This window comes from Achromobacter spanius (assembly GCF_002812705.1).
GTDB classification, from domain to species: Bacteria; Pseudomonadota; Gammaproteobacteria; order Burkholderiales; family Burkholderiaceae_B; genus Achromobacter; species Achromobacter spanius.
This window is the reverse complement of sequence record NZ_CP025030.1, coordinates 2081415-2097445: the sequence shown is the minus strand read 5'-3', so window position 1 is coordinate 2097445 and position 16031 is coordinate 2081415. Positions and strand designations below refer to the sequence as shown.

Annotated in this window: 12 protein-coding genes; 7 read left to right on the top strand and 5 right to left on the bottom strand. The window is 65.6% G+C overall.

The window, feature by feature from the left end; all coding sequences use genetic code 11:
- The first annotated feature begins 1 nt into the window (after window position 1).
- Window positions 2-2881 carry a WG repeat-containing protein gene (locus tag CVS48_RS09540; protein ID WP_167400966.1) on the top strand — a complete coding sequence of 960 codons (2880 nt, stop codon included), beginning with the start codon at window positions 2-4 and terminating at the stop codon, window positions 2879-2881.
- 105 nt (window positions 2882-2986) lie between these two features.
- On the opposite strand, the gene CVS48_RS09535 is transcribed toward CVS48_RS09540, so the two are convergent.
- Complete coding sequence (locus tag CVS48_RS09535) at window positions 2987-3847, bottom strand: isocitrate lyase/PEP mutase family protein (RefSeq protein WP_100854233.1); 861 nt, start codon at window positions 3845-3847, stop codon at window positions 2987-2989.
- Window positions 3848-3948: 101 nt separating this feature from the next.
- Between CVS48_RS09535 and CVS48_RS09530 the strand changes: the two genes are divergently transcribed.
- Entirely contained in the window at window positions 3949-4845 is an 897-nt protein-coding gene (locus CVS48_RS09530; protein WP_100854232.1) for a LysR family transcriptional regulator, read from the top strand.
- A gap of 351 nt (window positions 4846-5196) precedes the next feature.
- On the opposite strand, the gene CVS48_RS09525 is transcribed toward CVS48_RS09530, so the two are convergent.
- From CVS48_RS09525 to CVS48_RS09515, 3 genes are all read right to left on the bottom strand, one after another.
- On the bottom strand, window positions 5197-6012 hold the full coding sequence (locus CVS48_RS09525) for a siderophore-interacting protein (RefSeq protein WP_100854231.1): 816 nt from the start codon (window positions 6010-6012) through the stop codon (window positions 5197-5199).
- Window positions 6013-6042: 30 nt separating this feature from the next.
- Window positions 6043-6753: a PadR family transcriptional regulator gene (locus CVS48_RS09520; RefSeq protein ID WP_172616202.1), complete on the bottom strand. Its 711-nt coding sequence runs from the start codon at window positions 6751-6753 to the stop codon at window positions 6043-6045.
- Between the two features lie 84 nt (window positions 6754-6837).
- On the bottom strand, window positions 6838-7710 hold the full coding sequence (locus tag CVS48_RS09515) for a helix-turn-helix transcriptional regulator (protein ID WP_100854230.1): 873 nt from the start codon (window positions 7708-7710) through the stop codon (window positions 6838-6840).
- Window positions 7711-7903: 193 nt separating this feature from the next.
- Here CVS48_RS09515 and CVS48_RS09510 point away from each other — a divergent pair, with 193 nt between their 5' ends.
- Complete coding sequence (locus tag CVS48_RS09510; RefSeq protein WP_100854229.1) at window positions 7904-9352, top strand: MFS transporter; 1449 nt, start codon at window positions 7904-7906, stop codon at window positions 9350-9352.
- Window positions 9353-9354: 2 nt separating this feature from the next.
- Here CVS48_RS09510 and proC read toward each other — a convergent pair whose 3' ends face one another.
- Complete coding sequence (proC, locus tag CVS48_RS09505) at window positions 9355-10161, bottom strand: pyrroline-5-carboxylate reductase (RefSeq protein WP_100854228.1); 807 nt, start codon at window positions 10159-10161, stop codon at window positions 9355-9357.
- Window positions 10162-10466: 305 nt separating this feature from the next.
- On the opposite strand from proC, the gene CVS48_RS09500 reads away from it, so the two are divergent.
- The 4 genes from CVS48_RS09500 to CVS48_RS09485 all read left to right on the top strand — a co-directional run bounded on the left by CVS48_RS09500 (window position 10467) and on the right by CVS48_RS09485 (window position 16002).
- Window positions 10467-11894 (top strand): FAD-binding oxidoreductase, encoded by a 1428-nt coding sequence (locus tag CVS48_RS09500; RefSeq protein WP_100854227.1) that lies wholly within the window; start codon window positions 10467-10469, stop codon window positions 11892-11894.
- Window positions 11895-11999: 105 nt separating this feature from the next.
- The gene (locus CVS48_RS09495) at window positions 12000-13082 is read left to right on the top strand and encodes an ABC transporter substrate-binding protein (protein ID WP_100854226.1); all 1083 of its coding nucleotides are present in this window, start codon (window positions 12000-12002) and stop codon (window positions 13080-13082) included.
- 60 nt (window positions 13083-13142) lie between these two features.
- On the top strand, window positions 13143-14222 hold the full coding sequence (locus CVS48_RS09490; RefSeq protein WP_100854225.1) for an ABC transporter ATP-binding protein: 1080 nt from the start codon (window positions 13143-13145) through the stop codon (window positions 14220-14222).
- A gap of 4 nt (window positions 14223-14226) precedes the next feature.
- Window positions 14227-16002 (top strand): ABC transporter permease subunit, encoded by a 1776-nt coding sequence (locus CVS48_RS09485; RefSeq protein WP_100854224.1) that lies wholly within the window; start codon window positions 14227-14229, stop codon window positions 16000-16002.
- The last annotated feature ends 29 nt before the right edge of the window (window positions 16003-16031 follow it).

The following is a 16031-nucleotide window of genomic DNA, read 5'->3' as shown; positions in this document are numbered from 1 at the left end:
CATGACGTCACGAGTGATCCGCACCACCCGTATCGCCTGCGCCCTGGCCGCGCTGGGCGCCTCCCTGTCCGCGCACGCGCAGACGGGCCATGTGTTTTGTGTTGACGAAGCGCGCGCGCGCAACGACGCCGCCGTCGACGACATCTCGTACCACACGCCCTACGCCAACGGCTGCATCCGCAACCTGGCGGACGGACGCGCCGCCGTGCTGCTGCCGTCCGCGCTGGAGCCGATGCGCCGCGTGCCATCGGACCAATCCCTGCGCCGCCATGCCTGGGGCTTTCTGGACCAGAACGGCAGGCTGGTGATCCGCCCCATCTTTGAAAGCGTGCGCGACTTTCGCCACGGACTGGCCGCCGTGCAATGGCAAGGCAAGTGGGGCTTCATCAACCCACAAGGCCGCATGGCCGTGCCGCCGCGTTATGACAGCGTGGGCGACTTTGCCGAAATCGGCCTGGCCGTGGCCACGGTGGACGGACGCCACGTGTTCATCAACCGCCAAGGCGAAACGGTAGGCGAGCCGCTGGACGCCGGCATCGAAAGCCTGGTGATCGAAGACGGCGTGCCCGCGCGCGCAGCAGTGGCATTCAAGCTGGAATACCGGTCGCCATCGGGCGAACGCCGCTTCGCCATGCCCGGCGTGAAGGTGACGCAAGCCTATGGCCAGGGCTTGTACATCGCCAACAACGGCGAGTACCGATACGGCTTGGTCGACCGCGACTGGAACTGGGTGCTTGAGCCCGTGTATGACGATATCTCGGTCAATCGCGACGGCATGCTGGCCGTGGCTTATGGGCCAGACGGCGTGGTGCTGCTGGGCACGGACGGCAAGGCGATCGGCGCGGACCAGCGCTACGAATCGCTGAACCCCGTGGGCCGCAAGTTCTGGAGCGCGCAGTTGGGCGATCGCAAAGGCTATGCGGTACTGGACACCGCCGGCCAGCTGGTCGTGACCATGACGTCGCCCGAAGCCGAGGCCTCGCAGCGCTTTGGCGACGTGATCGTGTACCCGTCGGGCGACACGATGATGGCGTTGGTGCCCAGCCAGCCCAAGCCGGTGCCGCTGGGCGCGGGCCTCGCGCCCAGCGTCGATGAAGCAGGCTTCGTGCTGTTCAGAGGCGAGGCAGGCGTCGGCCTGCTGACGCCCAAGGGCGCGTGGTTGCACGGCGCCACCGCGCCCGCCTGGTTGGCAGAGGCCGGCACGATGGAAGTGCAGCAAGGCCGGCTGTGGATCAAGAATCAGGAACGTGGGCTACTCAATATCGTCGACGCCGACGGCCAGGTATTGCTGAAGCCTGACGCCGTCGAGGCCGTGCAGAACATGCAACTGAAGGCCCTGCCCGTGGACTTGCCTGGCGCGCCCTTGGGGCTGCTGGGTCAGTCGCACTGCCAATGCGGCCCGGCGGGCGCCGGCCTGTTGCTGGCGGATGGAAGCCTGGTGACCGACCCGTCGTGGAAGGACCTGACGATGCTGGACGTTGACCCGGACCGCGACAGCGATGCGCCCATCTCCACCGACGCCCTCAAGCCGGAACAACTGCGCTACGCCGCGACCACCGCCGACGGCATACGCCTGCTGGACGCCCAGGGCCGCGTGATGGACCTGCCGGCGCAGCAACACATAGGCGCGTTTCACCAGGGCTATGCGCTGGTGTACGCCAACGGCGTGAACAAGATGATCGACCGCGACGGCAAGCTGTACAGCCTGCCCGCCGATGTCTTTGATTCGCAGGTGGTGGCGCCGGGTGTGATGCGCTACGTCAAGACCGCCAGCGCCGATGCGCCATGGGGTCTGTACGACTTCGTGGCGGGCAAGGAACTGGCCGCGCCCGCGTTTCAGGAGATCGGTGCGTTTGAAAACGGGCGCGCCGTCGCGTCGCTGGGCGCGGACCGCGTGGGCGTGATTGATCTGCAAGGGAAGTGGACCGTGCCGGCGCGCCATCATGCCGTCGCGCGGGTCAACGACACCTTGTGGAAGGTGATGCAGGCGGGCGCGCAGGACGAGGACTACTCCCGCCCCGTTGCGCTGTTCAACAGCCAGGGCCGCGCGCTGACGCCCTTCATCAGCCGGCTGCAAATTGGCCAGACGGAAGACGGCGCCGTCACGGCCGAGAGCGATCAGCGCCGCTGGATCTTTTCGGCAGACGGCGCCAATGCGCAAGACCTGGAAGACGCGCTCTACACGCGCTTGGGCGACTGGCTGGAGATTCGTCGCACGCCCCGTCACGGCTATCTGAACGAACTGGGCAAATGGCAGATTCCGCCCAGCGCCGCTACCGGCTCGATGTTCCAGGGCTCGCCCGCGCGTGCATTGGCATCGGATGAAAGCGGTGCGCGCCTGATCGACACGGCGGGCAAGACGGTGGCGACGCTGCCCGCGGGCGAATGGCAGTGGCCGCAAGGTTCACCGCAACTGCTCAGGCATTACGAGATGAACGGCCGGCTGCGCACGGACTATGTCGACACGAGCGGCAAGACGCGGCTGAGCGTTGAGGGCGTCACATCGGCGTTTTCGGAAGGCCAGGCGGTGTCGTTGCTGCCGACTCGCGCGATGCGCGCCGTGAATGCCAAAGGCGCGCTCACCGGCCCGGCGTTCAATGCGCTGGGCACGCTGCGCGACGGCTTGGCGCCGGCCCTGGGGGACATGAACATCGGCTTTGTCGACCGCCAGGGGCAGTACGTCATTCAGCCCGAGTACAGCACCGTCACGCCGTTCAAGAACCAGCGCGCGGTGGTGTCCACGATGGACTACTCGGAACTCATCGACCCGGCCGGCCGCGCACTGGCCCGCGTGGAAATGGTATGCGGCGTGCGCGCGCTGTACGGCAGCGGGGGGCAGCGTTTGTGGCCCAACACGATGCCGGCGCGTTGCGACCGCTAAGGCCGGCGCGGGCGTGAAACGTCAGCGCGTGCTTGAAGGGCGTGATTGACGCACGTGCTTGAAACGAGCGCTTGAAGGGGCGCGTGAAGCGCCGGCGCTGGACGGCTATTGCGTGTCCAACGCCAGGTAACGCTGGGTCTGCACGATGGCTTCGCGTTCCTTGAAGCTGGTCAGTTGTTCGGCCAGCGCGCTGCTGTCGCCCGTTTGCTTGATGGCGGCCAGCGTGGCCTGCATGGCGTGGACGGCGGCGCGCTGCAAGTCCGACGGAATGATGGCCAGTCGATAACCCATGGCCGCCAGCTCGGGCAGTGGCACCAGCGGCGTCTTGCCACCATAGAACATGTTGATGAGCTTCAAGCCCGGCAGGCGGTCGGCAATGGCGCGGATCTGCGCCAGCGTTTCGGGCGCTTCCACGAAGATCATGTCGGCGCCCGCCTTCAGGTAGCGCTCGGCGCGCGTGATGGCGGCGTCAAACCCTTCGACCGCGATAGCGTCCGTGCGCGCGATGACCAGCATGTCGGGGTCGCTCAATGTTTGCCGCGCGATGTGGACCTTGCGGCACATTTCCTCGACGTCGACCAGGCTCTTGTCGTCCAGGTGGCCGCAGCGCTTGGGAAACGATTGGTCTTCGATATGGAAACCCGCCACGCCGGCGCGCTCCATGATGCGTACCGTGCGTTCAACATTGGCGGACCCGCCGAAGCCCGTGTCCGCGTCCGCGACGACCGGCAGCCCGCTGGCGTCCACGATCTTTTCCACGCGGTCCATCACTTCAGTAAAGCTGAGCAGGCCGATGTCGGGATAGCCCGCCGCGCGCGCAATGGCGCCGCCGCTGGCGTAAACGGCGTTGAACCCGGCCAGGGCCACCAGCCGCGCGGACATGCCGTCATAGGCGCCGGGCGCCACCACGATGTCATCGGCCAGATGCTGGCGCAGCAAGGCGCCGGGTTTCAAAGGGGAGTTCATGCGGGTTCCTGGAAGCGGGATCGATGCGTGCATGATCGGCTTGCAGGGCTAGAATGTCCAATATATGGAATATTGATAATCAGTACTTTAAAGGTATCGATATGGAACTGCGGCATCTGCGGTATTTCGTGGTGACAGCCGAGGCCCAGCACTTCACGCGCGCGGCGGAAATCCTGGGCATGGCGCAGCCGCCGCTGAGCCAGCAGATTCGTCAGTTGGAACAGGAAGTAGGCACGCCACTGTTCGACCGAACGGGACGCGGTGTGGTGCTGAATGACGCGGGCCGGGCGTTCCTGTCCTGCGCGCAAGACATCCTGCAACGCGCGGAGGCCGCGGTGCGGACCGCCCAACGTGCTGCACGTGGCGAAGTGGGGGAACTGGCGCTGGGGTTTACGGAGTCGGCCTCGTTCAATGGCGTGGTGACGGAAGTGATCCGACGCTATCGCCAGCAGTATCCCAAGGTTGAGATGACGCTGTCGCAAGGCGATAGCGAGACGCTGGTGGCGCAATTGCGCGATGGCGCGATAGACGCCGCTTTCGTGCGGCCGCCGTTCGCGCTGGATGGCGGGCTGATGTTCACGCAGTTGACCGAAGAGCCTTTGGTGGTGGCGTTGCCGCTGGGCCACGCGCTGGCGCGCCGCAAGCGCTTGGCGCCGAAGGATCTGACGCAGGAACGCTTCATCCTGTATTCGCGCAAATCCGGCTACGGGCTTAGCGCGGACATCATGGCGGCGTGCCGCCAGCATGGCGTGAACCCGTTGATCGGCCAACGCGCGCCGCAGTTATCGTCGGCGGTGAACCTGGTGGCGGCAGGCATGGGCGTGGCCGTGGTGCCGGCGTCATTACGCCCCCTGCGCCCCGACGGCGTGGTCTACCGCCCCTTCACCCTGGACTGGCCCCGCGCGGTGCTAGGCCTGGCCGTCCGCGCAGAAAATCTCGGCGGCAGAATACAAAACCTGCTGCGCCTGGCCCGCGAAAAACCAACGCCAAACCCGTAGGATGGGTGCAGCGCGAGAGACACGAAAAAAGAACGCAGATTCGGTTCGCGCGAAACCCATCAAGCAACGCCCCAGTTCTTATGAAGCCCAACGCAAGAACCACCACCGCAAGATGGGTTCCGCGCGCTAACCGCTTCGGTTTTTATCACGCCCCTGCCGCGCTACACCCATCCTACGATGGCACGAACGTGCGATGGCACGAACGTGCGATGGCGCGAACGTGCGATGGCGCGAACGTGCGATGGCGCGAACGTGCGATGGCACGAACGTAGGATGGGTGCAGCGCGGCAATCCAACAAAAAGAACCCCCAGCGCAGCCCGCGCGAAACCCATCACCCCCGCCCCCCCACCTCACCCCTCATGCGACTCATGCACCGCCACCGCCCCCCTCTTCCAATAGCTCGCGGCGCGAATACGAGACTTGTCGATGGCATGCCGTGACACCATGATTTCGCGCACGGCCTTGGCCACGGCGGATTCCGCCGCGACCCAGACATAGCCTTCACCTTCAGGCAGCGTCAATTCCCGCGCCGCATCCAGCAACAAAGTGCTATACCCCGGCGCGGTCCCATTACGCGGCAACCAACGCACCGACACATTCGCCGCCGACGCCAACGGCATTTCATTCTCCGCAGACGGCACTTCAATCAACACCAGCGCTTGCGCCTTTGCAGGCAATTCCTCAAGCCGGCGGGCAATGGCGGGCAGCGCGGTTTCGTCGCCGATCAGCACATGCCAGTCAAACGCCTTGGACACCACGAACGAACCACGCGGGCCACCAATACCAAGCTGTTGACCCGGCTGCGCCTGTTCCGCCCACATGCATGCCGGACCGTCGCCATGCAGCACGAATTCAATCTCCAGCTCACGACGCTCCGCATCAAAACGGCGCGGCGTGTAATCACGCGCCGCAGGCTTCGGCATACCATCAGGAAACTTCACGCCGTCCGGGCCGACGCTGGGCAACGCCGGCGGCAGCAGAGGATCGGCGGGGAAGAACAGCTTCACGTGGTCATCGAACGAGGCGGACACGAAGTCCTGCAGGTCGTCTCCGGTGAAGGTAACGCGGGCCAACAGGCCCGCGACGCGCTCGACGCGCTGAACGGTCAGTACGCGCATCTTCAAGTTGTGGCGCACGCGCTCCACGGTCAGGTCACTACGATTCATCAAAGCTCCAAATTCTGGGAAAGTGCGGGATCAAGCACAGGGCTTGCCGGTGATCTCATCGGTGGCACGCGCCAGGATGGCGGCGATGCGGCGTTGTTCGGCGGGCGATGCATCGGTGCGTTCCATCAGCGCGCGGCGCATGGCATGCCTGGCTTCAACAAACTCGGGCAGCCAGCCCGTGCGCGCGTCCTCGCCTTCCGGCCCCAGGCTGCGCGGCTCGCCGCTCCATGCCTGCCGCATCCAATCCATCTTGCGAGCGATGTGCTTGAAGCGGTTGAACATCATCGACACGCGATCACGATTCGCGTCCAGATGGACCCGGCCGGGTTCCGCCAGGTGGTAGCGCTTCTTGGCGCCGTCCTGCTCGACGGTCGCGTAGCCCAGCTCTTCCAGATAGGTCAGCGCGGGGTACACCATGCCGGGGCTGGGCGTGTAGAAGCCGTTGCTAAGCGTGCCGAACGCCTTGATGAGTTCGTAGCCGTGGCTGGGGTTCTGTTCCAACAAGCCCAAGAGCATCAACTGCAAGTCATCGGCGGACACGCGGCGGCCGCGTGTAAAGCCACGGCCGTCGCCGCCAAAGCCGCCGGCGTCGCCGCCGCGCCCCCCGTCAGGCGTCCCGGAAAACCAATCACCCCCGGCACTGGCGTGGTGGGGGTGATGGTGGTGATGGTGATGATGATGGCCACGGTGCCCGTGGACATGGGCATGGGGTTGGGTGTGGTCGACGTCGTGCTGGCGCATGGAATGCCTCTTACGATGTATCTAAAGATATAGATCTTACGATACACCCGCAAAATTCCCGGCGTCAACCGCGAGCTTGTATCCCTAGGCGACGGCTCCCGGGTCGGAACGCGCCCCTAGCCAGTGCGCGAACTCCGCCGCCCGGGGTTCGTCGGGCGCCGCCGCATAGACGACCAGACGCAAATGGCGGCTTTCGTCGACGGTCAGCGTGGCGTGTTCGAACGCGATGTCGCCCAGGGTCTCCACGTGCAGCTTGCGCTGCCCCATGCATGCGCCGTGCACGTCGTGTTCGCGCCACCATGTCTTGAAATCCGGCGATACGGCTTCCAGCTCATCCACCAGCTCGGCAATGTCCGGCACCCCGTGTGCACTGGCGAAGTCGCGTCGGAAGGTGGACAGCATGGCGGGCGCCTGCGCGGACCAGTCCACGAATAGCTGCCGCATGCGGGGCTCCACAAACAGCATCCACAGCAGGTTGCGGCGGCCCGGCGCCTGCGCGGAAAAATCGAACACCCGGTCTGCCGCGGCGTTCCACATCACCACGTCCCAACGCAGATTCAGGATGTAGGCGGGCCGCGTGGGCAGGTCGTCCATCAGGCGGCGCACTTGCGGCGGCACCGTGCACCAGGTGCGGCCGGGTTCAGCAGGCGGGCGCTGATGCGCAAGCAGATAAAGATGGCGGCGTTCGGCGGCGTCCAGCTTCAAAACGCGCGCCAGGTTTTCCAGGAAGGTGGCCGACACGCTGATGTTGCGACCTTGCTCAAACCACGTGTACCAGGCCAGGCCCACGCCGGCCAACGCGGCGACTTCCTCGCGCCGCAGGCCAGGCGTGCGGCGGCGGCTGCCGGCGGGCAAGCCTAAGTCCGACGGGTTGAGGCGTGCACGCCGCAGGCGCAGGAATTCGGCCAGGTCGGGGCGCGTGCGGTCCAGGCGTTCGGGGGTGGGGATTGGGGTCATGACGGGGCGCGAATCGGGTTTGGTGGACGGGGCTACTGTGGGCTGGTTACTGCTGAAGCGCTACTGCTGACGGGTTGCTGCTAGAAGGCCACTGCTGCCAGCCTATTGCCCTTAGTAACAGCATAAACAGCTAAATTGTATAAGGCTGCGTGCCCGCCCAGAATAGCGCCGATTCCAATCCGATAGCGCTGACATGAGCTCGAACGCCCTGCCTTCCCCCCGCACCTGCCCCACCCCCGACACCCCGACCCTGGGCCCGCTGGGCCTGGCGGTGCTGTTGTCGGGCGGCTTCATCACCATCTTCGATTTGTTCGTGGTGAACGTCGCCATCCCCAGCATGCAAAGCACGCTGGCGGCCAGCTTTTCACAAATCAACTTCATCATTGCCGCCTACGAAATGGCGTATGGCGTGTTGCTGATCGCCGGTAGCCGCCTGGGCGACCGCCACGGCCGGCGCCGCTTGTTCATGCTGGGCATGGCCGGCTTCGCGTTGGCCTCGGCCCTGTGCGGACTGGCGCCCAGCGCCAACGCGCTGATCGGCGCGCGGGTGCTGCAAGGCGTGGCGGCGGCCATGCTGTTTCCGCAGGTCTATGCGTTGATCCGTGTCAGCTTCGATGGCCAGGCGCGGCGGCGCGCGTTCGGCCTGATGGGCATGACGTTGGGCTTGGCCGCCATTGCCGGCCAGGTGCTGGGCGGCTGGATCGTGCATGCCGACTTGTTCGGCTTGACGTGGCGCGCCATTTTTCTGATCAACGTGCCGATAGGCTTGCTGGCGTGGCGCCTGGCGCGCCATATCCCCGAATCCCGCGAGCCTTCCAGTGCGGCCATGGATTGGCCCGGCGCGGCGTGCGTGGCAGCGGGCCTGGCCTTGCTGCTGCTGGCGCTGATCGAGGGCCCGGCGCGGCACTGGCCCGTATGGTCGGTAGCGTGTGCCGCAGTGGCCGTGCTGCTGTTGCTGTCGTTCGTGCGCATGCAACGTGGCGTCAAGGCGCGCGGCGGCGCGCCGCTGCTCGACATGGGCTTGATGACGCAGCCGCGCTTTGCGGTGGGGTGCCTGTTGGTGATGCTGGTGTTTTCGACCGCCAGCGCCATGTTTCTTTGCTACGCAATGCTGGTGCAAACCGGCTTTGGGCTGGACGCGTTGACGGCCGGCTTGATATTCGCGCCGGCAAGTGTCGGCTTTGTGGCCGGGTCCATGGCCGCGCCGCGCCTCGTGGCCCGCTTCGGCACGCCCGCCATTACGCTGGCCGCCCTGCTGTACGGTGGCGCCACCGCGGCATTGATGGCTCAGGTGGGCATGGCCGGCGCGGACTTGTCGCCGTGGTCGCTGGTGCCCGCGCTGGTGTGGTTGGGCGCGGCGCAGGGCGCGGTCAATACGCCGCTGGTCAACGTGGCGCTGGGCTTGGTCGAAGACCGCCACGCCGGCATGGCGGCGGGCGTGGTGTCGACGCTGCAACAAGTGGGCGCCGCGCTAGGCGTCGCGGCGGCGGGCATGCTGTTCGGTGGCGCCTTGCAAGCCCATGCCGACGCCAGTGCGCCCGAACGCTACGCGCATGCCTTCAGCGCGGCCATGCAGTTCAACGTCGCGGCGATCGCGGCGGCGGTACTGCTGTTGTGGTGGTTGGGCCGCCGGAGTTTGTAGCCTTAGCCCGCCGACAACTCACGCGCGCGCGCTTCGGCCTTGCGCACCGCTTGCGTGATGGCATCCGCCACGCCGGCTTCGCGCATATGCGACAACGCCGCATACGTGGTGCCGCCCTTGGACGTAACGCGTTCCTGCAGTTCCGTCAGCGGCACCGCTTCGCTAGCCGCCAAGCCCGCCGCCCCTCGGAACGTGGACACGGCCAGGCGGCGCGCGTCGTCGGCCGAAAAGCCCAGTTGCAACGCGCCCTTTTCCAGGGCCGCCATGAAATGGAACACGTAGCCGGGGCCGCTGCCCGTCACGGCGGTCACGGCGTCGATCATGGCTTCCGTATCGGTCCAGATGCGCTCGCCCACGGCGGCGAACAGGGCGTCCACCCGCTTGCGGTCGGCTTCCGCGCAGGCCGGCGTGGCGTACAGGCCCGTCATGCCCAGACCCACCTTGGCGGGCGTGTTGGGCATGGCGCGTACGATGCGCGCGTGCCCGCCCAGCCATTGCGACAACGACGCCAAGTCCACCCCGGCCGCGATGCTGATCACGGTGGCGTCAGCCGGCAGGAATTCACGCACCTGCCCGCAGGCTTCTTGCAGCCCTTGCGGCTTGGTGGCCAGCACGCACAGTGCGGCGTCGCCAATATCTGCCCCCACGCTTTCCCGGCAGGCCAAACCGCGCGCGATGAGCGCGTCGCGCGTGGGTGCGTAAGGCTCAACCACCAGGAAATCGGCCAGCTCGCGGCCCTGTCCGAGCAAGCCGTCAATGATGGCGGAGGCCATGTTGCCGCCGCCGATGAAAACGATTTTTTCGCGCATAGGGATAGGGGTCCAGGAAAGATTGCGAGCCAGCGTGCAAACGAGCTCACAGTAGATTGCATATCGCACGATACGATTGTATTTCGATCGTTTCAGCAACTGCAATCCAGGCGTGCCATTAGACGACGAGGCGGGCTGTGCTGCACGCGCGGCCTGAGTTCTGTCGCCCGCTTCCCGCCTAGGACATACCCTAAAATCAATTGATATACGATTAATCAAATCGAAAAGCGATTTAATCGATCGTATGCTGTGCCTCAATGCACTCGGGTTCCCTTGAACCCCGAGCTTCATTCGGGACCACAGACATGACCAACGGCATCACCCTGCTAGACGCGTTGACCCAGGCCCTGGGCGCCGACGCCATCCTTCACACCGAGGCCGACACCGCGGGCTACACCGAAGACTGGCGCGGCCGGTACAAGGGTCCGGCGTTGTGCGTCGCCCTGCCGGGCAACACGCAGCAGGTGGCTGACATCGTCCGGCTCTGCAACGCCCACGCCACGCCGGTACTGCCCCAAGGCGGCAACACCAGCCTGTGCGGCGGCGCGGTGCCAAACGCGACCGGCACGCCGCCCGTCATTGTGAACCTGGCCCGCATGCGCCGCGTGCGCCGGGTCGACGCGGCGAACAATTCCATGGAAGTCGAAGCGGGCTGCGTGCTGGCCACGGTGCAGGACGCCGCCGCCGCCGAAGGCCGGCTGTACCCGATCAGCCTGGGCGCCGAAGGCTCCTGCCAGATTGGTGGCACCATCGCCACCAACGCGGGCGGCACCGGCGTGCTGCGCTACGGCAATACCCGCGACAACATCCTGGGCCTGGAAGTGGTGCTGCCCGACGGCGCCATCTGGAATGGGCTGACAGCGCTGCGCAAGAACAATACGGGCTTCGACCTTAAGCACCTGTTCATCGGGGCCGAGGGCACGATGGGCATCGTCACCGCCGCCGTGCTCAAGCTGCATCCCCTGCCCACGCGCCACGCCGTGGCCTGGGTGGCGCCGGACAGCCCGCAAGCAGCGCTGGACATACTGGGCATGTTCCAACGCAGCTGCGGTTCGCGCCTGTCGGCCTTTGAAATGATCGACAGCAACCAACTGGACATCGTGATGGCGCACGTGCCGGGCCGCAAGAATCCGTTGGACGGCACGCACCCATGGCATGTGCTGATTGAACTGTCCGACACCGGCAGCGGCGAAGAACTGCAAGACCTGTTGCAGCAGACACTTCTGCAAGCCGCTGAACGTGGCCTGCTGCACGACGCCGTGCTGGCCAGCAACGACACGCAGCGCGCCGCGCTGTGGGAAGTGCGCCACAGCGTGTCCGAAGGCAATAAGAAAGCGGGCGTGGGCCTGACCACCGACAGCGCCGTACCGGTCTCCAGCGTGCCGCGCTTTATCGACGAAGCCACCGCCGCCGTGCGCCGGCTGGTGCCGGACTTGCCCGTGCTGATCGTGGCGCACCTGGGCGACGGCAACGTGCACTTCATTCCCTTCTTCACGTTCGACGCCTGGAACGCCCTGCCCGACCACGACGCGATGGCCGCCGATATCCGCCGCGCCGTCAATGACGTGGCCGATGTGCTGGGCGGCACCTTCAGTGCCGAGCACGGCGTGGGCCGCACGTCGCTGGCCGAGATGGCGCACTACAAATCGCCGGTTGAACTGGCGATGATGCGCGCGCTGAAGTCCACCTTTGATCCCGCCAATTTGTTCAACCCCGGGCGCTTGCTGCCATGAGCGAGTGCTTTTGTTCCGTCGTCTTTGAGCCGCCGTCTTTGCTCCCTATTCCTTGATTAGCCGTCCTTGATCCGTAGTCCCTGACCCGACCCGCAGGAGTCTTCCATGAAATCCATCCCTCACAACGCTTCGCGCCGCAACGCGCTGAAATCCGTCGCCGCCGGCGCCGCCGCGCTGGCCATGCCCATGATCTGGACGCCGTCGCGCGCGGCCTCCAAGCGCATCGTGGTGCGCGATGACGGCGGCATCTACAGCAAGGCGTATGGCGCCGTGTTCTACAAGCCGTTCTCGGAGGCGACCGGCATCCAGGTGGTGGGCGTGCAGGCCAACGCCGAGCCCACCGCGCAGATCCGCAGCATGGTCGACACCGGCAACTACACCTGGGACATGGCCAAGATCAGCCAACCGGCCATCCTGATGCTGACCGAAGGCGGCAAGGTCTATCTGGAAAAGCACGGCCTGGAATCCGACCCGGTCGTGGCCACCATTCCGAAGCAATACATGTCGCCCTACGGCGTGGGCAACAACGTCTACACCACCGTGCTGGCGTACCGCACCGACGCGTTCAAGGGCCGCCGCGCGCCCGAGTCGTGGGCCGATTTCTGGAACGTGAAAGACATCCCCGGCCGCCGCGGCCTGCGCAAGCACCCGTTCGACACCATCGAAGAAGCCCTGATGGCCGACGGCGTGCCCACCGACAAGGTCTACCCCTGCGATATCGACCGCGCCTTGGCCAGCCTGGACAAGATCAAGCCGTCGGTGGACGTGTGGTGGAACACGGGCGCGCAAGTTGAACAAATGCTGGGATCGGGCGAAGTCGACATGATCGCCACCTGGGTGTCGCGCGCGCAATCGGCCATAGCCAACGGCGCGCCGGTGCAGATCGTGTGGGACCAGAACATCTGGGGCTGCGACAACTGGGCCATTCTGAAAGGCTCGCCCAACGCCGACGCGTGCCGCGAGTTCATCAAGTTTGCCTCCGACCCCAAGCGCCAGGCGTCGCTGGTGGAGTACTTTGCCGCCGGCGTCACGCAACCCGCCGCCTTCGACTACATCAAGGCCGATGTGGCGCGCAATTGCCCCACCCACCCCGACAACATCAAGACCGGCTTGCACATCAACGCGGCGTACTGGCTCGACAAGCAGCGCGACGTGCTTGAGCGCTTCAACGGCTGGGTCCTGAAGTAAGTCGTCAATCGCGCGCCACGACCGTGGCGCGCACCGGGCATCTTTAACGTGTTGAACACCATGTCTTCTTCCAATCTGCAAATCTCGGGCCTGGGCAAACGCTATGGCGATTTCGTTGCGCTGGCGCCCACGCACCTGGACGTCGCCCGCGGCGAATTCCTGACGCTGCTGGGCCCGTCCGGCTCCGGCAAGACCACCCTGTTGAGCCTGATCGCCGGCCTGGCGCAGCCCGACGAGGGCCGCGTGCTGATCGACGGCGCCGACGTCACCTATGGCGCGCCGTATGAACGGGATATCGGCATGGTGTTCCAGAACTACGCGCTGTTTCCGCACATGAGCATCGAGGAGAACATCGCGTTCCCCTTGAAGATGCGCAAGGTGCCGACGGCCGAAGCGCGCCGCCGCGCGCACGAGGCGCTGGAAATGGTGCGCCTGCCGCACGTGGCCACGCGCCTGCCGCGCGAACTGTCGGGCGGCCAGCAGCAGCGCATTGCGCTGGCGCGCTGCATGGTCTATCGCCCCGCCATCATCCTGATGGACGAGCCGCTGGGCGCGCTGGACAAGAAGCTGCGCGACCAGATGCAGTTGGAGATCAAGCGCATCCACCGCGAGCTGGGCACCACCATCGTGTACGTCACGCACGACCAGGAAGAGGCCATGACGATGTCCGACCGCATCTGCCTGATGAACGGCGGCGCGATCGAACAACTGGGCACGCCGGCCGACCTGTACTTCCGCCCCCGCACCTTGTTCGTGGCGGACTTCCTGGGCGAATCGAACCTGCTGCAAGGCGAGGTCGCCTCGGTAGACGGCGACACGCTGACCGTGAAGCTGGCGCATCAGGGCGTGACCGGGCAGGCGCTGTCCAACGGCGCCCCCATCAAGGCCGGCCAGAAGGTCACGGTGATGCTGCGTCCGCAGAACCTGCGCGTGGGCACGGCCGGCCCCGGTCTGACCGGCAAGCTGCTGGACGTGATGGTGACCGGCAGCCTGACCAAGCTGTACCTGGACTCGGGCGTGCCCGACGCCGCGCCTATCGTCGTGGCGTATCCGACGCAGCGGCAGGCCGAGCAATACGCCATCGGCCAGCCTTTGACCGTTAGCTGGCAAGCCGCCGACGCGGTGGCGATTGCGGAGTGAACGCATGACTACCCTTGCCACCCCTCGCAAGCGCATGAGCCCCGGCCGCCGCCATTTCCTGATGGCAGCGCCGCTGGTCGTGCTGCTGCTGGTGCTGCTGATTTATCCGGTCGGCCAGTTGCTGTTGCTGAGTTTCGTCGGCGACCAGGGCTTTACGCTGACGCAGTATCACCGGCTGTTTGAATCGTCGGTGTATATCAACGTGCTGCTGATCACGTTGAAGATCTCGTTATGGACCACCTTCTTCTCGGTGGTCGCAGGCTACCCGGTGGCCTACCTGATCTCCAGCCTGACGGCCAAGCGCAAGACCTCGCTGCTGTTCTGGGTACTGCTGTCGTTCTGGACCAGCTTTCTGGTGCGCACCTTTGCGTGGGTAGTGCTGTTGGGCCGCAATGGCGTGGTGAACCAGTTGCTGCAAGCGCTGGGCATCCTGGATGCGCCCGCCAACCTGCTCTACAACTTCGGCAGCGTGCTGGTGGGCATGGTACATGCGCTGATGCCGCTGGCGGTGCTGACGATGCTGTCCGTCATGGAGAACATCGACCGCAACCTGCCACGCGCCGCGTCCACGCTGGGCGCGCGCCCGGGCACCGCGTTCTGGAAGATCTATTTCCCGTTGTCGATGCCGGGTGTTGCCGCCGCGGCCATCATGGTGTTCGTGACCGCCATCGGCTTCTTCATCACGCCCGCACTGCTGGGCGGGCGCAAGGAAACGATGATCACGCAGATCATCATCGACCAGGTGCAGCAGACCATGAACTGGGAGTTCGCCGGCGCGGTGTCGGTGCTGCTTCTGGTAGTGGTGCTGGTGGTGTTTGCCATCTATGACAAGGTGCTGGGCCTGTCCACCATGACGGGCGGCGCGTCCACCCGCGTACGCGGGTCCGGCAAGGAAAGCGTGTCGCGCCGCGCGGGTGATGCGGTGCTGACGGTACTGGCCAATGTGTCGGATGCACTGTTCGCGCTGCTGCCCAAGCGCATGCGGCGGTCGGTGTCGGGCACCGGGCAGTCGCGCACGCTGTGGTGGATGGTGCTGGGCGTGCTGGCGTTCCTTAGCGCGCCGGCCTTCCTGATGATCCCGCTGTCGTTTGATTCGGGGTCCGGGCTGACGTGGCCGCCCAAGGGCTTTTCGCTGCAATGGTACGAGCAGATGTTCACGTCGCCCGTATGGATGCAGGCCATTACGCGATCGCTGATCGTGGGGGTGGGCACGGGCTTGCTGGCGATGCTGATCGGCACGCCTGCTGCGTTCCTGCTGGTGCGCGCCAACATGCGCGGCAAGTCGGCGATGCTGGCCTTCGTGCTGTCGCCCATCGTGGTGCCGCGCATGATCATCGCCGTGGGCATGTTCTATTTCTTCGCCCGCGTGGGCCTGGTGGGCTCGATGATCGGGCTGATCCTGGCGCATACCGTGGTGGCGGTGCCGTACGTGGTGATCACGATGATGGCGGTGCTGCGCAACTACGACACGCGGCTGGACCTGGCGGCGCAAAGCCTGGGCGCGGGTCCCTGGTCCACGCTGCGCTTCGTGACCTTCCCGATTCTTGGCGCGGGGCTGATGTCGTCGTTCCTGTTCGCGTTCGCCACGTCGTTCGATGAATTGACGATTGCGCTGTTCGCCTTGGGCGGCCTGAACGCCACGTTGCCCAAGCAGTTCTGGGACGAGGTGACGTTGCAGATTTCACCCGTGATTGCGGCGGTATCCACCTGCTTGTTCATTTTCATTGCCGCGCTGATCTGGCTGGCCGACAGGCTGCGCCGCCGCAGCCTGGCCAACTGAGCCCGGCGCGTTTGATTTATCTTTAGGAA